This window comes from Mycobacterium sp. E2327 (genome assembly GCF_001672675.1).
GTDB lineage: Bacteria > Actinomycetota > Actinomycetes > Mycobacteriales > Mycobacteriaceae > Mycobacterium.
This window is the reverse complement of the sequence record NZ_LZKE01000159.1, coordinates 57,129-80,987: the sequence shown is the minus strand read 5'-3', so window position 1 is coordinate 80,987 and position 23,859 is coordinate 57,129. Positions and strand designations below refer to the sequence as shown.

22 protein-coding genes and 1 pseudogene are annotated in these 23,859 nt (G+C 67.5%); 14 read left to right on the top strand and 9 right to left on the bottom strand.

Translation table 11 applies throughout. The features are described from left to right. Nucleotides 1-916 (bottom strand): oxygenase MpaB family protein (locus tag A5712_RS19175; protein WP_197519442.1); only part of this gene is annotated, 916 nt, incomplete at its 3' end. A 280-nt stretch (nt 917-1,196) separates the two neighbouring features. Between A5712_RS19175 and A5712_RS19170 the strand changes: the two genes are divergently transcribed. Next, a complete protein-coding gene (locus A5712_RS19170) occupies nt 1,197-2,144 on the top strand; it encodes a hypothetical protein (protein ID WP_156766642.1) in 948 nt (315 codons plus the stop codon). On the opposite strand, the gene A5712_RS19165 is transcribed toward A5712_RS19170, so the two are convergent. Continuing rightward, nucleotides 2,145-5,321: an adenylate/guanylate cyclase domain-containing protein gene (locus tag A5712_RS19165; RefSeq protein ID WP_068108115.1), complete on the bottom strand. Its 3,177-nt coding sequence runs from the start codon at nt 5,319-5,321 to the stop codon at nt 2,145-2,147. Nucleotides 5,322-5,590: 269 nt separating this feature from the next. Here A5712_RS19165 and rplM point away from each other — a divergent pair, with 269 nt between their 5' ends. The 5 genes from rplM (at nt 5,591) to A5712_RS19140 (ending at nt 9,607) form a co-directional block, all read left to right on the top strand. Beyond that, the gene (gene rplM, locus A5712_RS19160; protein ID WP_066907613.1) at nt 5,591-6,034 is read left to right on the top strand and encodes a 50S ribosomal protein L13; all 444 of its coding nucleotides are present in this window, start codon (nt 5,591-5,593) and stop codon (nt 6,032-6,034) included. Continuing rightward, complete coding sequence (gene rpsI, locus A5712_RS19155) at nt 6,031-6,513, top strand: 30S ribosomal protein S9 (protein WP_082973524.1); 483 nt, start codon at nt 6,031-6,033, stop codon at nt 6,511-6,513. The genes rplM and rpsI overlap by 4 nt, the downstream gene beginning before the upstream one ends. Before the next feature lie 126 nt (nt 6,514-6,639). Further along, nucleotides 6,640-7,977, top strand: a complete 1,338-nt coding sequence (glmM, locus tag A5712_RS19150) for a phosphoglucosamine mutase (protein WP_068108114.1) — start codon at nt 6,640-6,642, stop codon at nt 7,975-7,977. A 44-nt stretch (nt 7,978-8,021) separates the two neighbouring features. Next, nucleotides 8,022-8,309 (top strand): hypothetical protein, encoded by a 288-nt coding sequence (locus A5712_RS19145; RefSeq protein ID WP_068108113.1) that lies wholly within the window; start codon nt 8,022-8,024, stop codon nt 8,307-8,309. 2 nt (nt 8,310-8,311) lie between these two features. Further along, complete coding sequence (locus A5712_RS19140; protein ID WP_068108111.1) at nt 8,312-9,607, top strand: hypothetical protein; 1,296 nt, start codon at nt 8,312-8,314, stop codon at nt 9,605-9,607. 4 nt (nt 9,608-9,611) lie between these two features. Here the strand turns inward: A5712_RS19140 and A5712_RS19135 are convergent, their stop codons facing one another. From A5712_RS19135 to A5712_RS19125, 3 genes are read right to left on the bottom strand one after another with little or no spacing between them, the layout of a single operon-like run. After that, nucleotides 9,612-10,655: an LLM class F420-dependent oxidoreductase gene (locus tag A5712_RS19135; RefSeq protein WP_068108109.1), complete on the bottom strand. Its 1,044-nt coding sequence runs from the start codon at nt 10,653-10,655 to the stop codon at nt 9,612-9,614. Nucleotides 10,656-10,692: 37 nt separating this feature from the next. Then, nucleotides 10,693-11,532 carry a dienelactone hydrolase family protein gene (locus A5712_RS19130; protein WP_068108107.1) on the bottom strand — a complete coding sequence of 280 codons (840 nt, stop codon included), beginning with the start codon at nt 11,530-11,532 and terminating at the stop codon, nt 10,693-10,695. Nucleotides 11,533-11,556: 24 nt separating this feature from the next. Then, nucleotides 11,557-11,763 carry an Rv1535 family protein gene (locus tag A5712_RS19125; protein WP_068108105.1) on the bottom strand — a complete coding sequence of 69 codons (207 nt, stop codon included), beginning with the start codon at nt 11,761-11,763 and terminating at the stop codon, nt 11,557-11,559. Between the two features lie 496 nt (nt 11,764-12,259). Here A5712_RS19125 and glmS point away from each other — a divergent pair, with 496 nt between their 5' ends. From glmS to A5712_RS32060, 4 genes and pseudogenes are all read left to right on the top strand, one after another. Then, the gene (gene glmS / locus A5712_RS19120; RefSeq protein WP_068108103.1) at nt 12,260-14,137 is read left to right on the top strand and encodes a glutamine--fructose-6-phosphate transaminase (isomerizing); all 1,878 of its coding nucleotides are present in this window, start codon (nt 12,260-12,262) and stop codon (nt 14,135-14,137) included. Nucleotides 14,138-14,153: 16 nt separating this feature from the next. Beyond that, nucleotides 14,154-14,861, top strand: a complete 708-nt coding sequence (locus tag A5712_RS19115) for a rhomboid-like protein (RefSeq protein WP_369830409.1) — start codon at nt 14,154-14,156, stop codon at nt 14,859-14,861. A gap of 3 nt (nt 14,862-14,864) precedes the next feature. Beyond that, nucleotides 14,865-16,370, top strand: a pseudogene (locus A5712_RS32720) (alpha/beta fold hydrolase); the annotation flags it as partial. After that, complete coding sequence (locus A5712_RS32060) at nt 16,366-16,710, top strand: S9 family peptidase (RefSeq protein ID WP_231982168.1); 345 nt, start codon at nt 16,366-16,368, stop codon at nt 16,708-16,710. The pseudogene A5712_RS32720 and the gene A5712_RS32060, both read left to right, overlap by 5 nt. Before the next feature lie 322 nt (nt 16,711-17,032). Here the strand turns inward: A5712_RS32060 and A5712_RS32055 are convergent, their stop codons facing one another. Then, nucleotides 17,033-17,221: a hypothetical protein gene (locus A5712_RS32055; protein ID WP_231982167.1), complete on the bottom strand. Its 189-nt coding sequence runs from the start codon at nt 17,219-17,221 to the stop codon at nt 17,033-17,035. On the opposite strand from A5712_RS32055, the gene A5712_RS19105 reads away from it, so the two are divergent. The 3 genes from A5712_RS19105 (at nt 17,205) to A5712_RS19095 (ending at nt 19,472) form a co-directional block, all read left to right on the top strand. After that, nucleotides 17,205-17,756, top strand: coding sequence for a hypothetical protein (locus tag A5712_RS19105; RefSeq protein WP_231982166.1), 552 nt, complete (start codon nt 17,205-17,207; stop codon nt 17,754-17,756). The genes A5712_RS32055 and A5712_RS19105 overlap by 17 nt on opposite strands. 79 nt (nt 17,757-17,835) lie before the next feature. After that, nucleotides 17,836-18,225 carry a Zn-ribbon domain-containing OB-fold protein gene (locus A5712_RS19100; protein ID WP_068108100.1) on the top strand — a complete coding sequence of 130 codons (390 nt, stop codon included), beginning with the start codon at nt 17,836-17,838 and terminating at the stop codon, nt 18,223-18,225. A gap of 44 nt (nt 18,226-18,269) precedes the next feature. Then, the gene (locus A5712_RS19095; RefSeq protein ID WP_068108091.1) at nt 18,270-19,472 is read left to right on the top strand and encodes a thiolase family protein; all 1,203 of its coding nucleotides are present in this window, start codon (nt 18,270-18,272) and stop codon (nt 19,470-19,472) included. Between the two features lie 33 nt (nt 19,473-19,505). Here the strand turns inward: A5712_RS19095 and A5712_RS19090 are convergent, their stop codons facing one another. Genes A5712_RS19090 through A5712_RS19080 form a run of 3 tightly spaced genes read right to left on the bottom strand, consistent with a single transcriptional unit; the run spans nt 19,506 to nt 22,438 of the window. Continuing rightward, entirely contained in the window at nt 19,506-20,318 is an 813-nt protein-coding gene (locus tag A5712_RS19090) for a mycofactocin-coupled SDR family oxidoreductase (protein WP_068108142.1), read from the bottom strand. A 12-nt stretch (nt 20,319-20,330) separates the two neighbouring features. Further along, nucleotides 20,331-21,305 carry an acyl-CoA dehydrogenase family protein gene (locus A5712_RS19085; protein WP_068108090.1) on the bottom strand — a complete coding sequence of 325 codons (975 nt, stop codon included), beginning with the start codon at nt 21,303-21,305 and terminating at the stop codon, nt 20,331-20,333. Then, the gene (locus tag A5712_RS19080; RefSeq protein WP_068108089.1) at nt 21,302-22,438 is read right to left on the bottom strand and encodes an acyl-CoA dehydrogenase family protein; all 1,137 of its coding nucleotides are present in this window, start codon (nt 22,436-22,438) and stop codon (nt 21,302-21,304) included. Before A5712_RS19080 ends, A5712_RS19085 begins: the two co-directional genes overlap by 4 nt. Between A5712_RS19080 and A5712_RS19075 the strand changes: the two genes are divergently transcribed. Further along, nucleotides 22,428-23,783, top strand: coding sequence for an amidohydrolase family protein (locus A5712_RS19075; protein WP_231982165.1), 1,356 nt, complete (start codon nt 22,428-22,430; stop codon nt 23,781-23,783). The two genes, A5712_RS19080 and A5712_RS19075, sit on opposite strands and share 11 nt — an antisense overlap. Nucleotides 23,784-23,859 lie beyond the last annotated feature (76 nt).

Genomic DNA, 23,859 nt, shown 5'->3' with positions numbered 1-23,859 from the left:
GTTCGAGTTCGCGGCGGTGATGCAAAGGCGGTACGAGCAGCAGGTCGGCGGTTTGGTCGCCGATCAAGTGGCGGATCAGTGGCGGGATCGTCTTATCGAACTCCTTGGTGGGCGTGAGTTCGTCGAGTAGCGCGAGGAGCGCACGGGTCATGTGCTGCCCCTCGGGGGATGCCGTGAAACGCCGCCGCTTGATGGCGTCGAGCAGCGCGTTGGCCTCGGTGGCGTCGTGCGGACGCATCGCGTCGACCACACCCATCAGGTGGCCGATGACGTTCCAGAGGTGTAGGTACGCGTCCTTATCGTCGTCGGACAGGTTCACGCCGAGACGGCCCATCGGGTCGCCGACGACATACCAGAAAGAGAGGATGGTCGCGGCCATGTCCTCCTGGTTGATCGGTTCGCCCCAACGGGGGTAGTTCCACATGCCGGGGTGCTTACCGGCGCGGTCCTTGATCAGGTGACGCACCGCGGCATGCATCAGGCGGACGTGTTGGATCGCGCGCAGGCCCTTGCCCTTTGGATCGAGGCCGCCGGTGGTGCATGCGTCGATCAGGAACTGGCCGGTCTCCATCACCCGACGCCGTGCATTCGTGTCGAGCTGGCCGGTCAGATACAGCACCTTCACGGCGTAACTGTCCGCGTAAGCCGACGGCAGCGACGCGCAGAACAGGCAGAGCGTGATGAGTAGGCCGTTCTCCTCGAACACCTGTTGCCCCCGCTTGATCTTGTCCGGGTCGGCCCACGCGGGCAGGGATAGCGAAGTTTTCAGGTAGACCTCGAGTTCCTTTGGCAAATCCGTTGGCGCCGGCTGGTCGTTGCGCACGAGTGTGCGCATGATGCGATTGACGTCGTTGACGTCCCGTTTAAACACTTTCCCGACCACGTCGTCGACCGGCTTATCACCCACCCGTCGCATGCGCTCGAGGTGCCCGTTTGTCCATCTCGAGCTTCCATTTGCCGCCATCCGCACAGCATTGCAGATTTGGCGTCGTTGGCGAAGGCCCAATCTGCCATGAGAATTGTTAGAAAAGCGATGCGATCCCGGGCCAAAGGCGCTGCGCCGCACCAAGAAGTTATCGATCGGCGCCGAGACCGTAACGCGGTGTGGTGCATAGTTTTCACGTACTCTTTCTAGATTCTTGTCGCCACCCATTTGTATCCGTGTTGTTTGGCCCCGATTCGCGAGGATGGACACGATGGTCGACGTCAACGACGAATTCATGCACGAGGCCGGGCCGCACCCGGATTGGCAGGAAAGCTTCTTTTTCAGTTGGTTCGACGCCGAATCGGACGCGGTGGGATTGGCGCGGATCGGATATCGGCCCAGCAATCACACCGCCGACGCGATCCTGTACACGATGCGCGATGGCCGCGTCGAGGGCGGCTACGCGAAGCTGCACGCCCGCTACTCCGGTACCCCGGAGCCCGACCACCTCAAAGTGGGGGCTTTGGAGTTTCAAATGATCGAACCGATGTCGAAGTGGCGGCTATTGCTGCGGGGCCGCCACGAGGTCGACCTGACCTGGACCGCGTTGCACGCGCCGTTCGATTACCACGCCGAAGCCCCTCCTGGGGCATACCTGCCGTCCGGCATCGCCGACACACACATGGAGCAGTCCGGATGGGTCACCGGCCGGGTCAGAATGAACGGCGCGACCTACCCCATCGACGGCCTCGGCCAGCGAGACAAGTCCTGGGGCGTCCGCTTGTGGAGCAGCATCGAGCGCTGGGACTGGAACACCGTGCTGCTAAGCCCCGACTTCACCATGAACTGCACACACCTGTACGAGAATGGCCGGGCCTACCCGACCGGCTACATCTTCCACGACGGCGCCTGCCACGCGGTGGCGCAGTTGACTGTGGACCACGAGTGGTCCGGCCATCAGGTTCCCTGCGCCTCGCGGATGGTGGTCACCGACGTCAGCGGTTTGCGGCTCGAGATTCGCGGGCGAGTCATCGCCCAATCCTGTTTGTGGAAAAGGGGTTTGGTGATCCAGGAGTCGGCGACGCGATTCGAAACGGTCGTCGACGGCCGACCGTTCACCGGTCTCGGCATCACCGAGCACGCCTGGCACGCCGGTCTGGTGGGCTCGCTGCGGGTGCTGCCGCGGATGGGGCCGGCGGCGCGGATGATCATGCCCTGATCAGGGCATCGCCTCTGCCCAGGCGATGTGCCCGGCGAACTGAAGCGACCTCGCCATCTCGCCGTAGCGATTCTTCAAGTCCGCGTACGCGATGGCGTCTCCGCGGGCGTGCGCCACAAGAGCTTTCAGTCGCAACAGCCAGATGTCACGCATGGCCGAGCCGTCGGTCGGCGCCGCCGCCAGCCGATCGATCGCGGCCTCGGCCTCGGCGACGTCGGCGTCGGTCCCGCGGTCCAGCAGCGTCTCCACCAGGACCCCCGTCGCCGGAAAGCCCCACGCTCCGCACATCTGTTGCCCCTCGCGGAACAGATCGTTGACGGCCGCGCGCACGAGCAATACGGCTTCGTCGCGATCTCCACCCCGAGCCCGCTCCCGCGCCAAATACGCGTCGACGAAACGCAATTCGCCCAGGTTCGCTCTGCGGCGCCGGAACACGTCGCTGAGTTCCGCCAGCAGCTTCTCGCCGCGCTCCCGATCGGCAGCCGTTGGACGGTGCACCCGTGCGACGCCCGGCGCCATCTGGGTGAAGGCCAATGCGACGTCGTCACCGGATCGTTCGATGATCCGCAGCGCATCTTCGCTCTCGCGCACCGCCCGATCGTCGGCCGCCAGGACGCCGAGCGGGATGCCCGGGTTGTAGATGTAGGCGACGACCAATGCGTACGACATGGGGTCGGCCTTGCGGGCCATGGCGAGGCCCTGCTGCTGGTCGTCCTGCCATCCGGGTAGGCCCAGGCTGTATCGGGCGAGCGCCCGTGTCGTGAAGGCGACCGCCAGGGGGGACCCTACGAAGAAGTTGCCCTTGGACGGGTCACCGTCGGCCAGGTCGATGACCGTCTGTGACCACCGCAGCACGTCGGACCACTGATTGTTCTCCATCTTGGCGAAGATCAGCGAAACGGACAGCCCCACCGTCAAGGTCGCGTCGCCGAGCGCCTCGGCGAGCGTCCAGGCTTCGGACGCCAGCTCCGCGGCTTCGGGCGCCCGGGCTTGATGCGCGTGCTCCATCACCAGCCCGGCCATCCCGATGGCCAGTGACACCTTGTCCCCGACGGCGGCGCACAACTCCCGCAATTCGTCGAATCGATCGGCGACTGCGCGCGCGTTGATTCGCCAGGCGATGCCGCACAACATGGTGCGCGGGGCGATGCGCATGGTTGCCCGATGGGGGTCCTCCGCGGGCAGCCGGTCGGCAATCGTTTGGGCGCGTTCCCAACTCAGTCGAGCGGCGTTCGCGTCGCGGTTGGTGGCCCACGTCGCCGCACGCATGTGCCAGCTGAATGCGGCGTGCGGATCACCGGCGGCCTCCAGGTGCTCGGCGATCAGCGCCGCATTCTGGTCGGCCGCCGCCTGGTCGCGTGATTCGATCGCGGCGGCGACCCGCCGGTGCAGCTCGGCGCGATCCGATCGCAGCTGTGATTCGTAGGCCACGGTGCGGATCAGCGGATGGCGGAACACATACCTGGGTTCCCCGGTGAACCGGATCTGGTCGATGAGCTCGGCCGCCAGCAGGTCGTCCAGGCTGGGCTCGATGCCCAGCGTTTCCAGCAGGTCCGGGCTGAATCGCGACCCGATCACCGCCGCGGCGCTCAGGGTGCGCTTGGCCGCCCAGTCCAGGCGGTCGATACGCGCGGCGATGGTCGCCTGCAGCGTGACCGGCACCCGGACCTCGGTGACCGCCGCCGCCGACACGTACGCGCCGCGGCTGCCGCGCAGCACACCGCGCTCGGCGAGGTCGCGCACCATCTCCTCGACGAAAAACGGATTACCGGCAGCGCGCTCGGCGATCACCCCGGCCAGGTCGCTGACCGACGGGTCCGGCCCGAGCAAGTCCCCGGCCAGTGCCGCGGCTTCCGAATCACTCAGCGGCGCAAGGGCGATGGTCTGCGCGCCGGTCACCTTGCTCAACGGCCCCCGATACTCGGGACGGTAGGTGAGCACCACCAGCGACGGTGTCTGCGGGGCCACCGCGACGAAGTCGGCCAGCATCGAGCCGCTGACCTCGTCGATCCAGTGCACGTCCTCGATGACATACACGGCCGGGGATTGGCGGGCCAGCAACGCGGCATTGACCAGCGCGGTCAACCGCCGCCGCCGGGCATCCGGGTCGATCGTCGGCAGCGCAACGTCGGGATCGGCGATGCGCAACAAGTCATCGAGGAGCAACAGGTCATCCGGCTCGGCGTCGGGCACCCGGGACCGCAGCTCCGCGCGCGCTTCCGGCGGGTCGAGATCGGCCACCCGGAAGCTCGCCCGCAGCATCCGCGCCACCAAATAGAAGGGCACGTCGCTGGCGTGCGACTCGCAGAAGGCGGTGAACACGTCGACACCCCGGGCCTCGGCCATCGCCGTGACCTCGCGCGCCAGGCGGCTCTTGCCGATGCCCGGCAACCCCACGACACTGACCACGGCGCCGTGCACGTCGATGGCGCGCTCAAGCAAGCCCTCGATGGCCGACATCTCCCACTGCCGACCGACCAGATTCGACTCGGCACGCCGGACGGCGCGATGGTCATCACCCGCGCCCAACAGCCGATGGGCGCGGACCGGCGCGTCGACACCCTTGATTTGAACCAGCTCGGATTCACCGATAGCCGCGGCGCCCTCGACAAGCCGCGCGGTCGACGCGCTGAGCATCACCGCACCCGGCGGGGCCACCGATTCCATCCGCTGGGCGAGGCCGACCTGCTCGCCGATGGCGGTGTAACCGAAAGGCCCGGAACCGATTTCGCCCGCGATCACCTGACCGGAGTTGAGACCGACGCGCAACCGCAGTTCGATGCCGTCGCGCTTGTCGACCTCGGCTGCCAGCCGGGCGGTCTCTTCCTGGATGCCCAGCGCCGCAAGGCAAGCCCGGATGGCGTGGTCCTCCAACGCGACCGGCGCGCCGAACACGGCCATGATGCCGTCGCCGGTGAACTTGTCGACCGTCCCGCCGTACCGCTCGACCACCGCGGCGCAGCGGTCAGCCAGGTCCGCCATGATTTGCAGCAGCCGTTCCGCGCCGACCGCCGAGGCGATTTCCATCGAGCCGACCACGTCGGCGAACAGGACCGTGACCTGCTTGTACTCGGGGTGGGCGTCGCCGTCTTGGACTGCCGAGCCGCAGCTGTGGCAAAACCGCGCGTCCTTGAAGGGCTCGGTGCCACACGTCCGACACACTGCTCCGGCCGTCATCCGACCTCCGCCAATCCGGGCCCACCGTTTGCTGGGTGCTCTCAGGATAGGTTGCCGCGGTCACAAGGGCATGTTTGATACCCGTGTCGGCGATTTTGACCTGCGGGGATGAGGATCGGTAAGCTGCTCGGTTGGCGTGCGGTACGCCGGGGCCTCGGGTCAATGTCGGTCGCCGAGAATTAACCCCACCGCGAACGCCTGACTGGCACCCGGCTCGACCCGGGATCCACACCCTCGTACAAGAGGCCTGAGAAGAGAAGGTAAGCGCTGTGCCCACCTACGCGCCAAAGGCGGGTGACACCACGCGGTCGTGGTACGTCATCGACGCCACGGACGTGGTGCTTGGCCGCCTTGCCGTCGCGGCAGCCAACCTGCTGCGCGGCAAGCACAAGCCGACGTTCGCCCCCAACGTCGACGGCGGTGACTTCGTCATCGTCATCAACGCCGAAAAGGTCGCCCTGTCCGGCGACAAGCTGCAGCAGAAGCTGGCCTACCGCCACTCGGGCTATCCCGGCGGGCTGCACAGCCGCACCACCGGCGAGTTGCTGGAAAAGCACCCGACTCGCGTCGTGGAGAAGGCGATCGTCGGCATGCTCCCCAAGAACAAGCTCAGCCGACAGATCCAGCGCAAGCTTCGCGTCTATGCAGGTCCGGAGCATCCCCACACCGCTCAGCAGCCGGTTCCGTACGAGATCAAGCAGGTGGCCCAGTGACCGAGACAACCGAGGCGCTCGAAACCCCGGAGACCCCTGCGGCCCCCGAGGCCGAGGCTCCCGCCGCCCGCCCCGCCGAGGCGTTCGTCTTCGAGCGGCCCATCCAGACCGTCGGCCGCCGCAAGGAGGCCGTGGTGCGGGTGCGCATCGTGCCCGGCACCGGCAAGTTCGACCTCAACGGCCGCAGCCTGGAGGACTACTTCCCCAACAAGGTGCACCAGCAGCTCATCAAGGCCCCGCTGGTCACCGTCGACCGGGTGGAGAGCTTCGACGTCTTCGCCCTGCTGCATGGCGGCGGCCCGTCGGGTCAGGCCGGCGCGCTGCGCCTGGGCATCGCCCGGGCGCTGATCCTGGCCTCGCCCGAGGACCGGCCCGCGCTGAAGAAGGCCGGCTTCCTCACCCGTGACCCGCGTGCCACCGAGCGCAAGAAGTACGGGCTGAAGAAGGCGCGCAAGGCGCCGCAGTACAGCAAGCGCTGATCAGCATCACTTTCTGGCCGCAAAAGAACGTCGTGCGGCGTGTCTGCGCGCGTTCGCGCCTGGTTTCGGTCAGAAAAGAACGGGCACGTTAGGTGTCTGAGCGTCAACTGTGAGAGGTTTTACCGCATGGGTCGACTATTCGGCACCGACGGTGTTCGCGGGGTCGCCAATCGCGAGTTGACCGCCGAGCTGGCGTTGGCCCTGGGCGCCGCGGCGGCCCGGCGCCTGGCGAGTTCGGGCGGACCGGGCCGGCGGGTGGCCGTGATCGGCCGCGATCCGCGGGCCAGCGGCGAGATGCTGGAGGCCGCGGTGATCGCCGGGTTGACCAGCGAGGGCGTCGACGCGCTGCGGGTCGGCGTGCTTCCCACCCCCGCGGTGGCCTACCTGACCGGCGCCTACGACGCCGACTTCGGGGTGATGATCTCCGCGTCGCACAACCCGATGCCCGACAACGGCATCAAGATCTTCGGTCCCGGCGGTCACAAGCTGGACGACGCAACCGAAGACCAGATCGAGGAGCTGGTTGCGGCGGGACCGGGGCTGCGGCCCGTCGGCGCCGGAATCGGCCGGGTCGTCGACGCCGAGGATGCGGCCGACCGCTACCTGCGCCACCTGTCCAAGGCGAGCACGCTGCGCCTGGACGGCCTGACCGTGGTGGTCGACTGCGCCCACGGCGCGGCGTCGTCGGTGGCGCCGCGCGCCTACCGCGCGGCCGGGGCGCGGGTGATCGCCATCAACGCCGACCCCAACGGGCTCAACATCAACGACGGCTGCGGTTCGACGCACCTGGACGCGGTGAAGGCGGCGGTCGTCGACCACCGCGCCGACCTGGGCCTGGCCCACGACGGGGACGCCGACCGGTGCCTGGCCGTCGACGCCAACGGAAAGCTGGTCGACGGCGACCACATCATGGTCGTGCTCGCGTTGGCGATGCGGGACGCGGGCGAGCTGGCCTCCGAGACGCTGGTGACCACCGTGATGAGCAACCTCGGGCTGCACCTCGCCATGCGGTCGGCGGGCATCGCCGTGCGCACGACCGGCGTCGGCGACCGCTATGTGCTGGAGGAGCTGCGGTCCGGGGACTACAGCCTGGGCGGCGAACAGTCCGGGCACATCGTGATGCCCGCGGTGGGCTCCACCGGGGACGGCATCGTCACGGGACTGCGATTGATGAACCGCATGGTGCAGACCGGCGCCTCGCTGGCCGAGCTGGCCTCGGCGATGCGGGCGCTCCCGCAGGTGCTGATCAACGTCAAGGTGGCCGACAAGGCCACCGCCGCCGCGGCGCCCTCGGTGCAGACCGCGCTGGAGCAGGCCGAGGCCGAACTGGGTGACACGGGCCGAATCCTGTTGCGCCCCTCGGGAACCGAGCCGATGATCCGGGTCATGGTGGAGGCGCCCGAAGAGGATGTCGCGCAGCGGGTCGCCAGCCGGGTCGCCGAAGCGGTGAGCGGCGCGCGCTGATCCCTTAGGGGAACCCCGGCGCGCCATCGGGCGTCGGATTAGGCATGAGATTCGATAGCTCGGCAGTGCTCAACGTCGCCGACCGGATGGACGCGGCCACCGATCTCCTCGACCGCGCGGTGGCAGATCACTTGGCGCGGTTGACTTTCGGCGGTGCGGTCGCCGGCCGGGCGCACACCGCGCGCGGCGACGCCCTGCGGGTGCAGCTGGAGCGACTGACGGCCGAGGTGACGCGGTGGTCGCGCGCGGCGGCAGAGACGGCCGCGGCCCTGCGGGCCGGCGCCGAGAACTACGCCGACGCCGAGTTGTACGCCGCGGCGCGGATCGCCTGATCGTGGCCGACCGGTTGGACGTCGCGGAGCGGCTTGCCGAGGGCCGCTCCGCCGTCGAGCACACCGAGGCTTACGTGCGGGCCTGCCACGCGCTCGGTTACCAACATCCCGGCCTGACGGCGCATCCCGCCCAGGTCCGCGATTGGTACGACGGCGAAGAAGGCCTGGACCTGCACGCGCTCGACAGCGACTGCGCGGAATTGCGGGCCGCGGCCGCGGCGGTCATGGAGGCGCTCGGGCTGCAGCGGGCGCAGCTTGCCGAGCTCGCCGGGGCGTGGCTGGGGTCGGGCGGCGACGCCGCGGTCCGGTTCCTGGAGCGCCATTGTGGCGCCGCGAGCGCGGTGGCCGCCGAGGTCCGCGCGGCGGCCCAGCGGTGCGAGTCGCTGCGCGACAACCTCTGGTACCTGGTCGATTCCAAGGTCGCGACGGCCATCGCCATCGACGAGGGCACGCGGGCGCAGCGGCCGGCGTGGTTGGCGGCGGCCGCCGCGGTCACGACCGGCGCGGGGGACCGGGCCGGCGCCGAGGAGGTGGTCCGTCAGGAGATAACCCCATACGTGGACAACGAGATTCGCGACGACTGGCTGACCACGATGCGTTCGACGGCCGAGGGGGTGGACACGTCCTACGCCATGGTGATCGACCGGATGGCCGCCGCGCCCGCGGCGTGCTTCGAGGTGCCCGGCGATCTCGGGCCCGCCCAGCAGCCCCACCCGCCGACACCGCCGGCCGCGCCTCCGCCGGGCGCGGCGGGCCCGTCGGGCGGGGCGGTCGCGCCGACCCCGCTTCCCGCTCCGCCGGCGAATCCCGTTGCGGCGCCTGCCTTGTCGACCACGCCACCGGCGTTGCCCGACCTGGGCGCGGCGTCGGCATTGCCCACGGGTGAGGCGGGCGGCGGCCCGGGCGGGCTCGGCGGCCTCGGTGGGCTCGGCGCGCTGGCCAATCGGATCGTCGACGCGATGGGCTCGCTGCTGGGCCCGCCAGACGACCAGGCGGCCATCGACGACGCGTTCGACGACGAAGGGGATCCGTTCCACGACCCGAAAGACGTTGCTGAGGAAAGCGATTCGGAAGAGGCTGGGCCGGTGCAGGAGGGTCAGCCGGTTGACGAGGCGCCCCCGGCGGCCGCGGCGGCTCAGCCGGTCGACGCGCCGGCGCCGGTCGACGCGCCAGCGCCAGTGGCGGCGCCGCCAGAGCCCGCAGCTGCGCCGCCGGAGCCCGCATCGGGGCCGCCGGTAGCCGAGGCATCGACGCCGTGCGAGATTGCCGCGGACCAGCTTCCGCAGGCCGGGCAGTGACGGCTCAGGCGGGCCGCATCTCGAGTACGTCCTCGACGAAGCGCATGGCTTCGCCGGGGTCGGCCGCCAGGGGGTTGACCAGCAGCGTCGTCACACCGGACTCGGCGAAGGCGGCCAGACGTTCGGCGACGTATCCGCGGGGGCCGACGAGCGACATCCCGCGCACCAACTCGTCGGGCACCAACGCGGTGGCCTCGCGCTTGCGCCCCGACAGGTACAGCTCCTGGATCCGGTCCGCCACCTCGCCGAAACCGTAACGCGTGGCCAGGCTGTGGTAGAAGTTGCGGCCCTTGGCGCCCATCCCGCCGAGGTACAGGGCGAGCTGCGGCTTGCTCCAGGCCAGCCGGTCTTCGACGTCGTCGCCGATGGCCAGCGACGCGTGCACCATCACGTCGAGCGGGCCCAGCGCCGGGTCGCGCTTGGCGGCGCCGGCGGCCAACGCCTCGCCCCACACCAGATGCGCCTTGTCGGGAAGGTAGAAGACGGGCTGCCAGCCCTCGGCGATCTCGGCGGTGAGCTCGACGTTCTTCGGGCCCAGCGCCGCGATCGAGATTGGAATTCGTTCGCGCACAGGATGATTGATGAGCTGCAGGGCCTTGCCCAGCCCGGTTCCGCGGTCCGCGGGCAACGGGATCTGGTAGTGCTTGCCGGCGTATTGCACCCGCTCGCGGCGCCACACCTGGCGACAGATCTCCACGATCTCGCGGGTGCGGCCCAACGGCGCGTCGAACTCGACGCCGTGGAATCCTTCCATCACTTGTGGCCCGGAGGTGCCGATGCCGAGACGAAATCGCCCGTCGGACACGAAGTCCAGGCCCGCCGCGGTCATCGCCAGCAGCGACGGCGTGCGGATGTAGATGGGCAACACCCCCGACGCCAGCTCGACGGTGTTGGTCTTGGCGGCCAGATACCCGAGCTGGCTGACGGCGTCGAAGGCATACGCCTCGGCCACCACCGCCACCTCGATGCCGGCCTTTTCGAGTTCGACGACGCGGTCGACGGCCTCGTGAAAGCCGCCCGAGTAGTCCAGAGCGATCCCGATTCGCATCAACGACTCTTACCACGGGCGTGGCGAATCGGGCGCGCTACTTCAGCAGCGCGACGACCTTCTCTTCGAGCGCGACCGGCTCGGCCTCGGGGTCCACCGGAACCGTCCGCGGCAGCTTCACGTCCGGATCGGCGAAGTCGCGATACTTCTTGTCGCCGCCCAGCGCGTAGAGCAGGTATCCGGTCAGCAGCGCCCGGACCGATCGCTGGGTGCGTCGGTGCGGGCCCGGCAGCCCGACCACCTTCGTCAGTCGCCGGCCCTCGACGAGCCCCCCGGGCTGGGCCTTGGCGACGATGCGCAACGTGGCCGCCTCCCACGCGGCGTCCAGCGCCAGGGCGTTGGAGTTCAACGACTTCGGGTCGCCCGGCGCGGTCAGGATCTGGCCCGGGACCTTCAGCGTCGCGGCGGGCTGCTCGGCCGGGGGACTGGTAACTGCCGGGAAGAGCGCCGCGACGGCCGCGGGCTTGTCGGGCATCCCGGCCGCGGCGAACACGGCGGCCGAGCCGCCGAAGCCGTGGCCTACCACGCCGAGCTTGGCGGGATGCACGCTGATGTTGCCGGGCCCCAGGCGCACGCCCGCCACGATGTCGAGGGCGGTACCGAGATCGAAGGCGAAGTTCAGCACGGAGGGCGCCAGCCCGCGCTGGGTGTCGGGGGCGCCGGCGACGATGCCCCAGGAGGCAAGGTGCTCCAGCAGGCCCGAATATCGGTCCGCGCCGGCCAGCCAATCATGGCCGAACGCGATGCCGGGCAGGTTGAGGCCGGCTTCGGGCGTGTACACCACTCCTGGCAAACCGGCGAAGGCCAGGTCGCCGCGCAAAACACGGTGCGGGCCACGGCGGCTGAGAGCTGCGACGAGCTTGCGGGTGCGGGCCACGCATCGACGTTAGCGCATGGCGTCTTAGGCGATGACCTCGATCAGGCCCACCCGCCACAGCACCGCGTACAGCTGGCGCAGCGGGATGCTCAGCAAATGCGCGGCGGCGTCCGCCAAGGGGTCGCCCCCGGCGCCGATCGGCGTCCGGCGGGGCTGCTTCGGCGCCGGCTTGACGGCCGCTCGGGTCGCGGGCGGGCTGGTAGCCACGTCGTCGTACAGAACAGCGGTCATGATTCCCTCCTGGAAGCTGTCACGCGGGCGAAAGATTCAAGAGTTGTCTTTATCTGAATGCGGCACACGCCCGATATTCGATTCGTTTTTACGTTCACGGATTGCGGAAAATGACGCGCCTACGGGTTAGCTGTACAGTCGTCATTCATCATCTGGCGAGTGTCAGTGCCGTCGCTTTCCGCTGGCCCGGTGCCATAGATTTCGCAGTTCGCATTACTCCCCGGTGGTTGCCAGTACTAGCCGATGCCGCGAAGCATAAATGCACAGTTCGCTGCGGCAATGACGCGCCCGAAAACGTCGGTAATACATCAGGTGAAATGAGCTTCGGGTTTATGAATAAGGCATGAATTCAAATGAACCCGCGGTGACGCCGGGTGGTCGGGTCTGGCGTGGGATTCCGGTGCGCGGCGCCGCCCTGACGGCGGACTGCCCGGGTTAGCCCCAGGTCAGCCGCGTAAAGGGGGCTTGCCGGGATGCCTGCCGTACCCTAGTCAGAATGTGCGGGATCGTCGGCTACGTCGGGCAGCGCCCGGCCTGCGAGGTCGTCATGGACGCGCTGCGCCGGATGGAGTACCGCGGCTACGACTCGTCGGGAGTCGCCCTGGTCGACGGCCACGGCAAACTCACCGTGCGGCGACGTGCCGGCCGGCTGGCCAACCTGGAGTCAGCCATCGAGGAAACGGCCGCGACGGCGCCGGAATCGCTGGCCGGCACCACCGGCCTGGGCCACACCCGCTGGGCCACCCACGGCCGCCCGACCGACCGCAACGCACACCCGCACCGCGACGCCGCGGGCAAGATCGCCGTCGTCCACAACGGCATCATCGAGAACTTCCCGGCCCTGCGCCACGAGCTGGAGGCGGCCGGGGTCGAGTTCGCCAGCGACACCGACACCGAGGTCGCGGTGCACCTGGTGGCGCAGGCCTACCGAAATGGACCGACCGCTGGTGATTTCCCGGCCTCGGTGCTGGCGGTGCTGCGCCGCCTCGAGGGCCACTTCACCCTCGTGTTCGCCAACGCCGACGAGCCGGGCACCATCGTGGCCGCGCGCCGCTCCACCCCGCTGGTGCTCGGGATCGGCGACGGCGAGATGTTCGTCGGCTCCGACGTGGCGGCGTTCATCGAACACACCCGCAACGCCGTCGAACTCGGACAGGACCAGGCGGTCGTGATCACCGCGGACGGCTACCGCATCACCGACTTCCACGGCAACGACGACGCTGCGAGTGCCCGCGTCTTTCATATCGACTGGGACCTGGCGGCGGCCGAAAAGGGCGGCTACCCCTACTTCATGCTCAAGGAGATCGCCGAGCAGCCCACCGCGGTCGCCGACACGCTGCTCGGGCACTTCGTCGATGGCCGGATCGTCCTCGACGAGCAGCGGCTCTCCGATCAGGAGCTGCGCGAGATCGACAAGGTCTTCGTGGTCGCCTGCGGCACCGCGTACCACTCGGGGCTGCTGGCCAAGTACGCGATCGAGCACTGGACCCGGTTGCCGGTCGAGGTCGAGCTGGCCAGCGAATTCCGCTACCGCGACCCGGTGCTGGACCGCAGCACCCTGGTCGTCGCCATCTCGCAGTCCGGGGAAACCGCCGACACCCTGGAGGCGGTCCGGCACGCCAAGGACCAGAAGGCCAAGGTGCTGGCGATCTGCAACACCAACGGGTCGCAGATCCCGCGCGAGTGCGACGCGGTGCTCTACACCCGCGCCGGCCCGGAGATCGGCGTGGCCTCGACGAAGACCTTCCTGGCGCAGATCGCCGCCAACTACCTGGTCGGCCTGGCGCTGGCGCAGGCCCGCGGCACCAAGTACCCCGACGAGGTCGAGCGCGAGTACCGCGAGCTGGAGGCGATGCCCGACCTGGTGGCCCGGGTGCTCGCGACCATCGAGCCGGTCGCCGCGCTGGCGCATCAGTTCGCGCAATCGTCGACGGTGCTGTTCTTGGGCCGGCACGTCGGCTACCCGGTGGCGCTCGAGGGCGCGCTGAAGCTCAAGGAGCTGGCCTACATGCACGCCGAGGGGTTCGCCGCCGGCGAGCTCAAGCACGGCCCGATCGCGCTGATCGAGGACGGGCTGCCGGTCATCGTCGTGATGCCCTCGCCCAAGGGTCAGGCCACGCTGCATTCCAAGCTGCTGTCCAACATCCGCGAGATCCAGACCCGCGGCGCGGTGACCATCGTCATCTCCGAGGAGGGCGACGACACCGTGCGCCCCTACGCCGATCACCTGATCGAGATCCCTTCGGTGTCAACCCTTCTGCAGCCGCTGTTGTCGACCATCCCGCTGCAGGTGTTCGCCGCGTCGGTCGCGCAGGCCCGCGGCTACGACGTCGACAAGCCGCGAAACTTGGCCAAGTCCGTCACCGTCGAATAACCGGACATAGCTGATCGTGGCGAACGCATCGGTGGGCACGCGGCTGCGGCGCATCTGGCTCGCGGTGTGGCGTTTCGTCGTCACCGCGCCGCTGACCTACACCTGGCTGCTGGTGCTGGCGATCACGACGATCATCCAGAACGAGCTGCCCGGCCGGCAACTGCACTCGGTGCTGTTGCACCGCTCCACCAACATTCACGCGCTCGGCACCGACCCGCTCGACGTGCTGTTCTCCAGCCTGCTGTGGATCGACGGCAAGAACCTGGAACCGTACCTGCTGCTGTTCTCCCTGTTCCTCGCGCCAGCCGAGCACTGGCTGGGCCAGTTACGTTGGCTCACAATAGGATTGACCTCCCACATCCTGGCCACCTATATCAGCGAGGGCATCCTGTACTTCGCGATCGAGGAGCACGAGGCGCCGGAACGGCTGGTGCACGCCCGCGACATCGGGGTCAGCTATTTCCTGGTCGGCGTGATGGCGGTGCTGACCTATCACATCGCGCGGCCCTGGCGCTGGGGCTATCTCGGGGTGCTGCTGGTCATCTTCGGTTTCCCGTTGCTGACGATGACCCGCCACGGGGTGAACTTCACCGCGATCGGTCATTTCGCCGCGATCCTGATCGGGCTCTGCTTCTATCCGATGGCGCGCGAGCGCAAGCGCCCGGCGCTGAATCCCGCGAAGATCAGGGCGGCGTTCCGACGAATCGGAACCCGCGAGGGGTAGGCGATGGGGCGGCAGGTACGCGCGCTCTACGGCGCGTCGCTGTCCCCCGACGCCACCGCGTTCGCCCACCTCGTCGACGACGGCGGCTATCCCCATGCGGTGCAGCGCTTCCTGCGCGGCCGCCGGGCCAGTTCGTCGCGCAACGTCGAGCTTCCGGTCGAGGGCCCGGTCTCGCGGGTGATCCACTCCGCGGACGGGCACTGGCTGGCCTGCGAGGTGGCCCCGGAGGGCTTCACCCGCCGGCAGATCTGGGTCGTCACCACGGATCCCGACGACCGGATGGCCTGGCGCATCGACCGCGAGGAGGCCGGCACCGCCGAGCTGATCGGGTGGGACGGCACCCGGGTGGCGGCGATCCTGACCGGCGAGGACGGGGTCGGGCAGTCCTGCCTGATCGATCCGGCCGATGGCAATTGTGTTGTGCTCGACCGCCGTTCCGGCGCCCGGCTCGTCGACGCGTGGGCCGGGGCGGCGCTGATCCGGGTCGGGCCACGCGGCTACCAGGACATGGTCATGCTGCACGGGGACACCGAAATCGCGCTGCTGCCTTCGGATCCCGGCTCGGTGACGGCCAAGGGCGTCATCCTCGACGACCACCATCCGCGCCGCCTGCGCTACGGCCCGACCGGCGAGCTGAGCAGGCTGTACCGTCCGGGAGCGGGCGGCGACGGGTACTTCCGGGCCTTGCTCATCAGCGACAACGGCTGCGCGCACGCCCGGCTGGTGGAGGTGATCGCCACCCTGGACGGGGTGAGCTACTTCGTGGTCGCCGAGCGGCCCGACTGCGATCTGGACGAGTTCGTCGTCAGCGACGACATGTCCACCGTCGCGCTGCTGTGGAACCTGCACGGCCGCAGCGAGTTACAGATCCTGCACTACACCGACTACTCGCTGGCCGAACCGATCCTGCTGCCGGGCGACGTCGCCGGCGAGCTGACCATCAGCGCCGGCGGCTCCATGGTGGCGATGACCGTGCAGGGCCCGGCGATGCCGCGAACCGTCGAGCTGGTCGACACCCGCACGCGGGCATGGCAACTCATCGACGCCGAACCCAGCCGCGGCCCCATCGCCGCGGGGTTCTCCGCCCGGCCGTCGCTGGAGACGATCACCGCGCGCGACGGGCTGAAGCTTCCGTCCTGGCTGTACAGGGCGACCGAAAACGCCTCGGGCGCCGTGGTGTATCTGCACGGTGGCCCGGAGGGCCAGGCCCGGCCCGACTACAGCGAGATCTTCCCCGAGCTGCTCAACGCCGGGATCAGCGTGCTGGCGCCGAACGTGCGCGGTTCCGGCGGGCTGGGCCGCACCTTCGTACACGCCGACGACAAGGGCAAGCGGTTCGCGGCCATCGACGACGTCGCCGACTGCGTGCGGTTCCTGGTGGACAACGAGGTGGCCGACCCGGGGCGCATCGCCTGCGCGGGCTGGTCCTACGGCGGCTACCTGACGATGGCGGCCCTGACGTTTCACCCGGACCTGTTCGCCGCGGGCGTCACCATCTGCGGGCATGAGCGATCTGACCACGTTCTACCGCAGCACCGAGCCGTGGATCGCCGAAGCCGCCTACCCGGAGTATGGCCACCCGGTCAACGACCGCGCGCTGCTCGAGCGGCTCTCGCCGCTGCGCCAAGTCGACACCCTGACCGCGCCGCTGTTGGTGGTGCACGGCGCCCACGACACCAACGTCCCGGCCAGCGAATCGGAACAGATCGTCGACGCGTTGCGGCGCGCGGGCCGCGAGGTGCGCTACCTATTGTTCGCCGACGACGGCCACGAGATCCTCAAGCGCGAGAACCACGACGCGCTGGCCGAGGCGATGGCCGAATGGCTGACCGAGGCGTTCGAGCAGTAGCAAATTGGCCAGTTGGCCGAGTTCCCGGACGGGCCAACTGCGCGCCGGACCCGACAACTGTTGTCGCACATCGCATATCGCCACGACGAGGGTGGCGACCCGAGCGTAGCGCGGCAATTCCCGTAGTGCAGTGGGTAAGGAACACCGACTCCTTGACGAGTGAGGCCGCGGATAGTGTACTGTCGCATACAGTATTGTGCAATTCAATAATGCGAGTGCTCCGGGCATGCATGTTGAACGATGGTCGGGATGACCGACCGAGCCTGCTGACCGCCGGGAACGCGTAGAAAGAGTGTGAAGCCATGTCAATATCCGCTCGCATTCAGACCGCCGTTCTCTGGTGGGCAATCAGCTTCATGGTCATCTGGTCGCTGGCGTTTTTCTTTCTCATGCACATGGTGCCGCCGCCACCGGCAACCGACTCCGCGGAACAGGTCGCGCACTGGTACCAGAGCCAGGCGACGTCGATCAGGATCGGTGCCACGATATCGGGATTGACCAGCGCCTTCATGTTGCCGTTCTGGGCGGTCGTCGCTTGTCAGGTCTGGCGTCAGGAAAAGGGCGCACCGATCTTGACAATCTTGGCGGCCACCGCGGGAACGATGATGACACTGTTTATCACCTTCTCGCCGATATTCTGGGGCGTTGCCGCATTTGCGCCCCATCGAGCGCCGGAGATCACCGCTGCGATACACCAGCTCGGCGTGCTGTCCTTCGTCACCACCGACCAATTTTCACCGTTTTGTTGGGTCGCGGTCGGAATTGTCTGCTTCATCCCCCAGGCGGCACCTCATTCGCCGTTTCCGCGTTGGCTGGGCTACCTGAGTATCTGGACCGCCCTCATCTTGGAACCGGGTGCCTTGGCGTTCAACTTCTACAAGGGGCCGCTGGCGTGGAATGGCTTACTTGTCTACTGGTCGCCACTGATTTTCTTCGGGGTGTGGCTCGTGGTGATGTGCCCGCTCCTGTTCAAGAACCTCAAGCTGCAACGGATGGACGCCGAGACGGCCGGGGTGCCTAGCGATGCCGCCGTGCACGAGGCGTAGCCCCCACGCTGTCGTTCGCCAACTGTATGGCAACATACGAACTTGGCCCGAAGGCTCGGTGCCCCGTAAGGAGAACGCGATGGGAAATCAGATCCCGGTGGTCGACTATCTGGTCCTTGGAGCGAACCCGCATTTGCGGGCCCACCAGTGCACTCAGTGCGGTGCTCGGTACTTTGACCGCCGCAACGCATGCGCATCCTGCTTCGGGTCTTCGTTCGACGACGTCGAGATCGCGACCGACGGCGTACTCACCTCGTTCACCATCGTTCACCACGCGGCGCCCGGGATACCGACCCCATTCGTCGCCGGCGTTGTCGACTGCGACGGCACCTCGGTGCGGGCGAACGTCATTAACACGCCTCCCGATTCGGAGCACGTCTCGCTGGGGATGAAGGTGCGCCTGGCGACCTATTCGCTCGGGCAACGGGGCGGAGTCGAGGCCATCGGCTACGGATTCGAGCCGGCCTAGCCCACCCGCCTTCATCTGATCGAGTCGCTAAGACAGGAGTAGCAATGGCGGAAGACGTCTGGATTCTCGGGATAAGGATGACGAAGTTCGGCAAACGTCCGAACGACGACCTGATCGATTTGGCCGCGGAGGCGGCGACGGCGGCACTGAACGATGGCGGCGTGACCATGAAGGACGTCCAGGTGCTCGCCGCGGGCAACCTGCGGGGAAACGTGAACACCATGGGCCAGCAACTGCAAAAGCAAATTGGTCAGACTGGGATCCCGACCTTCAACGTCACCAACGCCTGCGCCACCGGGGCCACCGCGCTGCGAGTCGCGATCATGGCGATCAAGGCGGGCGAGGCCGACATGGGGCTCGCGGTTGGCGCCGAAAAGCTTGCCGGGGTGGGGCTGCTGACGGGCAACACCGCGCGGGTGACGTCGGATGAGTGGGTGCCGGATGGCCGATTTGGCGAAGTCACATCGCTGGACGGGGTGATCGGCACCGAGACGATGCCCGGGGTCTTCGCCCAGATCGGGATGGAGTACGGCCACAAGTACGGCGGCACCTCATTTGAGCTGTTCGCCAAAATCGCCGAGAAGAACCATGCGCACTCAACGCTGAACCCGTTGGCTGCCTACACGAAGCGTTTCACGCTGGAACAGATCATGAACGACGTCATGATCGCCTACCCGAACACGCGGTCGATGTGCTCGGCCAACTGCGATGGCGCCGCCGCCGCGGTGGTCGTGTCCGACTCAAAGCTCAAGACTCTCACACTGGAGCAGCGTCGGCGTGCGGTCAAGGTGTCCGCGTCGGTCCTCACCTCCGACCCGTGGCAGGACGGCTGCCAGATCCTTCCGGATGTGAACACGTTGACCAAGCAGGCAGCGCGCATTGCTTACGAACAAGCCGGTTTGGGGCCCGCCGACCTCGATTTGGTCGAGTTGCACGACTGCTTCGCGACTGCCGAGCTCGTGCACTACGACAATCTCGGTCTCTGCGAGGAGGGTGGGGCCGCCGATTTCTTCAACAGCGGCGCCACGTGGCGCGATGGCACGTTGCCCGTGAATGTCTCGGGCGGGTTGGAATCCAAGGGACATCCGATCGCAGCCACCGGGATCGCCAACATCTGGGAGATCTGCCACCACCTGCGAGGTGAGGCTGGTGATCGTCAGATCAGTGGTGCGCGAGTCGGACTCGCGCACGTGATCGGGCTGGGTTCGGCTTGCGGTGTGCACATTCTCGAAAAGGCCGCCGCCTGATCCGGATCTCCCGGCAAGCCAACGGCCGCAACGCTACCGCTTGTTGAGGAATCCCGCGTCGACCCGCATCTGCATCCCTGTCACGTAGCGCGCATCGTCGGAGACCAACCAGAGGACAGCGCTCGCGACGTCCTCCGGTTCCACCAGGTCGACGGGCAAAGCGTTTGACATGTCGCCCAGATTCGGCTGGGTTGCGAACCAGTTTCCGATGGAGGCCGCCAGCCCCATGGGCGTCCGGACGCCCGTCGGCAGAACGGCATTGACGCGGATGGAGTGCGGCGCGAGGTTGTTTGCGTAGCAACGCATCAGGCCGATGACCCCGTGCTTCGATGCGGCGTAGGCGAGGCCGCCGCGGGTCGTGCCGCTGACGCCTCGCACGCCCGCCGTGGAGCTGGTCAGAACGATCGATCCGCCCTTACCGCGTGCGATCAGGTCGGGCAGCACCGTCTCCACCGTGTTCAAGGTGCCGGTCAGGTTGATGTCGATCGTGTCTTGCCACGCTGTCAACGCCTCGACATCGTTGTAGGGAGCGATGCCGGCGTTCGAGACGATGATGTCGACCGGACCCACCGCCTGCACGCCGGCGCGATACGCCGCCGCGAGTGCCTCGGGATCGCGTACGTCGGCTTCGTGGGCCGTGATCGGTTGCCCGAGTGCCTCGACGGCTTCCGCGGTGGCAACGAGATCTTCCTTGGTGGCCAGTGGGTACGGCGCAGCGTCGACCTGTCGACAGATATCGACCGCGATGATCCCGGCGCCTTCTTCGGCCAAGCGGATCGCATGGCTACGTCCCTGGCCGCGCGCCGCGCCGGTGATCAACGCGACTTTGCCGTCGAGTTTGCCCATCGGCATGCCTCCTTAAAATTCGTGAGTACGCGGACCGAGGATGACGCGGTACGTGTCTCGTAAGGGTCCAAGCACATGTTCGAGTAGCAAGGCGCGCTTGAGAAACAAGTGTGCATCCTGCTCCCAGGTGAAGCCGATGCCGCCGAGGTTCAGGATGTTGTCGGCGGTGCTCGTCTTGGCTCCGCGGGTGGCCAGAATGTAAGCGGCCGCGGCGTGGAAGCCGGCGTCGGGCCGGCCGGCCCCGACGAGGACGGCCGCTTGGAAGACCTCGCCGACGGTCGAGTAGGCCGCGATCGCCATGTCTGCGCAGCGATGCTTGACCGCCTGGAAGGCGCCAATCGCCTGACCGAACTGGACCCGGGTCTTTGCGTACTGCGCCGACATGTCGCGAACCGCCTCGATGATCCCGAGCTGTTCGGCCGCGGCGAGGACGCGGGCCCGATCCATGATCGCCGGTGACTCCACGCGGACGACCTCGCGGCCAATTTCGATGTGCGCGAACCGAGTTCCAGGGTCCACGCCGGCCACCGGCTCAATCTCACCGACTTCGTGGAGGCCGGCGTGCGTCCCGCTGAGTACCAGGACGAGGTCGCCGGGCCGAAGATCAAGGGCCACTTCGCCGACGCTCATGCCAACTCGTCGCGCACCGGCAGCGATACTGCCGGCCAATTCGTGGTCGCCGGCGAGGGCGGCGACGTGCCCGCCCAAGATCGTGGAACGGAACGGTCCGGGCGTCAGGTGGCGGCCGAGCTCACGAAGCAGCAGCGTCTCTTCCGGTAACCCGAGACCGATACCGCCGGTTTCGGTCGGCAGCCCCAGCGAAACCCAGCCGATCTCGGCGCATCGGCGCCACGTGTCCTCGTCGATCGCGTCGGCGGCATCGTCGTCGGCGAGTTCGCGAACTCGCGATGTCGGGATTTCGCGGCACAGGAACTCGGCCGCCGACGCGGCGATGCTCTCCTGCTCCTGGGAGGGTTGGAGGTTCATCGCGGCAGTCCCAGGACCCGTTCGCCAATGATGTTCTTGTGGACGTCTTTGGTGCCTCCACCAATGGGAGCGCGGAAGTCCCTCAACCATCTGTGGGTCCAGGGGTTCCATTCCAGCGCCCGGGCACCAAGGACGTCGATCGCCAGGCGCGCGGTCAGTATTTCCACCTGGACGAAAAAGGTGCGGATAGCGGTCGTCTCGGGCCCCGGCGTGACTCCGGGACGCAGTTGTGAAATTTGGTAATACGCCATCGATCTGCACGCCGAAGCCATCGCGCGGGCCTCTGCCAAGCGATCGGCGATCGAGTCGTCGTTGATCTTGCCGGTCTCGCGGGCGTAGTCGATCAATTCGTCCACCAGGACGATCTGCTCGAGGCGCTCATCGAGAAAGCCGGGCCCACGCTCGGCGGCCAGGGTCGAAAGCGCCACGCTCCAGCCGTTGTTGACCGTATCGACGACATTGCTCAGCGGAATGCGCACTTCGTCGAAGAAGACTTGGCAGTTGTGTGGGTAGCGGTCGATCGCCGGGATGGGGCGCACCTCGATACCTGGCGCATGCATGTCCATGATCACCCAGGTGATGCCACGGTGCTTCTCGACGTCCGGATCGGTCCGCACGAGCAGCTCGCCGAAATCGCACAGCTCGGCGTGGCTTGTCCAGATCTTCGATCCGGTCACGACGATGTCGTCGCCGTCGATGACACCCCGGGTACGCAGTGAGGCAAGGTCGGAGCCCGCCTCCGGTTCGGAAAAGCCCTGACACCACGGCGTCTGGCCGCGCAGAATCCGCGGCAGGTAGTAACTCTTCTGCTGTTCGTTCCCGCGCAGCATGATCGTGGGTCCGGCGTGGCCGAACGCGACACCGAAGATGCCGTGACCCGGAGCCTTCGCACGGGCGAACTCCTCGTGCCAGATGATCTGCTTGATCAACGGCAAGCCGCGGCCGCCGTATTCGGTGGGCCAGTCGATGCCGGCCCAGCCACCGGCGTACTGCGCGGCGTGCCAGGCCTCGTCGAAGTCGCGAGTTTCCTTGCCGGCGAAGGGTGGTCGGGGCTCGGTGGGGACGTTCTCTGCGAGCCAAGTCCGCGCCTCCTCGCGGAAGTCCTCCAGATCACGGCTGACAGTGAATTCCACCCGCGTCTCCAGTCGTCTTTGTGGCGGTGAAACGGCCTTGCAACAGGCAGCACTCTGTGCTTACAGTGACGGACTGTATACTGGCATACAGTTCTACTGGATATCAAACCGCCTAGGAGCGTTTGACGTGGCAACCGCCGACCATTACACGATCATCTCCGCCGACACGCACGCGGGCGGCAGCCACGCGCAGTACCGCGAATACCTCGACCCGGCGTTCCGCGACGAGTTCGACGCTTGGCGGGGCAAGTACAAGAACCCGTATAAGGACCTTAAGGACACCGACTTGCGGGTCAGGAACTGGGACAGCGACCGCCGCTGGAGCGAAGAGGAACGCGATGGCGTCGTCGCGGAAGTGATCTTCCCCAATACCATTCCCCCGTTTTTCCCGAGCTTTGTCTTGCACGCGCAGCCGCCGTCGGACGAGGACTACCCCCGGCGCCTGGCGGGCATCCGTGCGCACAACCGATGGATGGCCGATTTCGTTGCCGAGCACCCCGACCGTCGCGCCGGCATCGGCCAGATTTTCCTCAACAACATCGACGACGCCCTGGAAGACGTCCGTTGGATCAAGGAGCACAACCTGCGTGGTGGCGTCCTGCTGCCGAACATTCCCCCGGACGTGAAGTGGATCAAGCCGGTTCACCACCCCGACTATGACCCGCTCTGGGCGCTGTGCCAGGAACTGGACGTCCCGGTGACAATTCACGCGGGCCCCGGCGCGCCCGAGTACGCGCAGACCGCGACCTCTCCCTTGTTGATGCTGGTGGAAAACCCGTTCTATTCGCAGCGGCCGTTCACCCAACTGATGGTCGGCGGCGTTTTCGAACGTTTCCCCGGACTCAAATTTGTCATGACCGAGATGGGCTGCGCTTGGATTCCGCCGCAGCTGGAATGGCTCGACCATGTTTTCGCGACCGTCCGCGCCCGCGGCGGTTACGGTGAACTGCGCTTCAAGCCGGAAGTGATTCTTCCCAAGTCGGCTACCGAATACTTCCGGCAGAGCTGCTGGGTCGGCGTCAGCCAGCCCACACCCGAGGATGTCGCGGCCAAAGACATCATCGGCGTCGACCGGTTCATGTGGGGCAGCGATTACCCGCATGAGGAAGGCACCTACCCGTTCACCCGGGAGCACCTGCGTCAGGTCTTTGCCGATGCACCCGAGGACGAGCTGCGCCAGATGCTCGGTGGCAATGCCGCGCGGCTGTATGGGTTCGACCTCGCCAAGCTCGCCCCGGTCGCCGAGCAGTTCGGGCCCACGGTCGACGAGTTGCGGGTGCCGCTGCTCGAGCTTCCTGACGGCGCCAACCAGGTTTTGGTTCGCGGGGCCGCAGAACTCAACTGAGTGACGTTCTGCCGCAAGCAAGTTCGCTGCCAGCACGTCGATGCGGTAGCGACTCTGATCCACATACTCCGAAAGG

Bases quoted from the DNA above. Each gene is read 5' to 3' on its own strand.
- A5712_RS19090 (WP_068108142.1), bottom strand. From the start codon at position 20,318: ATGGGCAAACTCGACGGCAAAGTCGCGTTGATCACCGGCGCGGCGCGC.
- A5712_RS32060 (WP_231982168.1), top strand. From the start codon at position 16,366: ATGAGCGATCTGACCACGTTCTACCGCAGCACCGAGCCGTGGATCGCC.
- A5712_RS19085 (WP_068108090.1), bottom strand. From the start codon at position 21,305: ATGAACCTCCAACCCTCCCAGGAGCAGGAGAGCATCGCCGCGTCGGCG.
- A5712_RS19095 (WP_068108091.1), top strand. From the start codon at position 18,270: ATGGCGGAAGACGTCTGGATTCTCGGGATAAGGATGACGAAGTTCGGC.
- A5712_RS19135 (WP_068108109.1), bottom strand. From the start codon at position 10,655: ATGCGAATCGGGATCGCTCTGGACTACTCGGGCGGCTTTCACGAGGCC.
- A5712_RS19165 (WP_068108115.1), bottom strand. From the start codon at position 5,321: ATGACGGCCGGAGCAGTGTGTCGGACGTGTGGCACCGAGCCCTTCAAG.
- A5712_RS19100 (WP_068108100.1), top strand. From the start codon at position 17,836: ATGGGAAATCAGATCCCGGTGGTCGACTATCTGGTCCTTGGAGCGAAC.
- A5712_RS19125 (WP_068108105.1), bottom strand. From the start codon at position 11,763: ATGACCGCTGTTCTGTACGACGACGTGGCTACCAGCCCGCCCGCGACC.
- A5712_RS19145 (WP_068108113.1), top strand. From the start codon at position 8,022: ATGAGATTCGATAGCTCGGCAGTGCTCAACGTCGCCGACCGGATGGAC.
- glmM (WP_068108114.1), top strand. From the start codon at position 6,640: ATGGGTCGACTATTCGGCACCGACGGTGTTCGCGGGGTCGCCAATCGC.
- glmS (WP_068108103.1), top strand. From the start codon at position 12,260: ATGTGCGGGATCGTCGGCTACGTCGGGCAGCGCCCGGCCTGCGAGGTC.
- A5712_RS32055 (WP_231982167.1), bottom strand. From the start codon at position 17,221: ATGAAGGCGCTGGTCAATCCCGATATCGTGGCACCGATCCTGATCGAC.
- A5712_RS19170 (WP_156766642.1), top strand. From the start codon at position 1,197: ATGGTCGACGTCAACGACGAATTCATGCACGAGGCCGGGCCGCACCCG.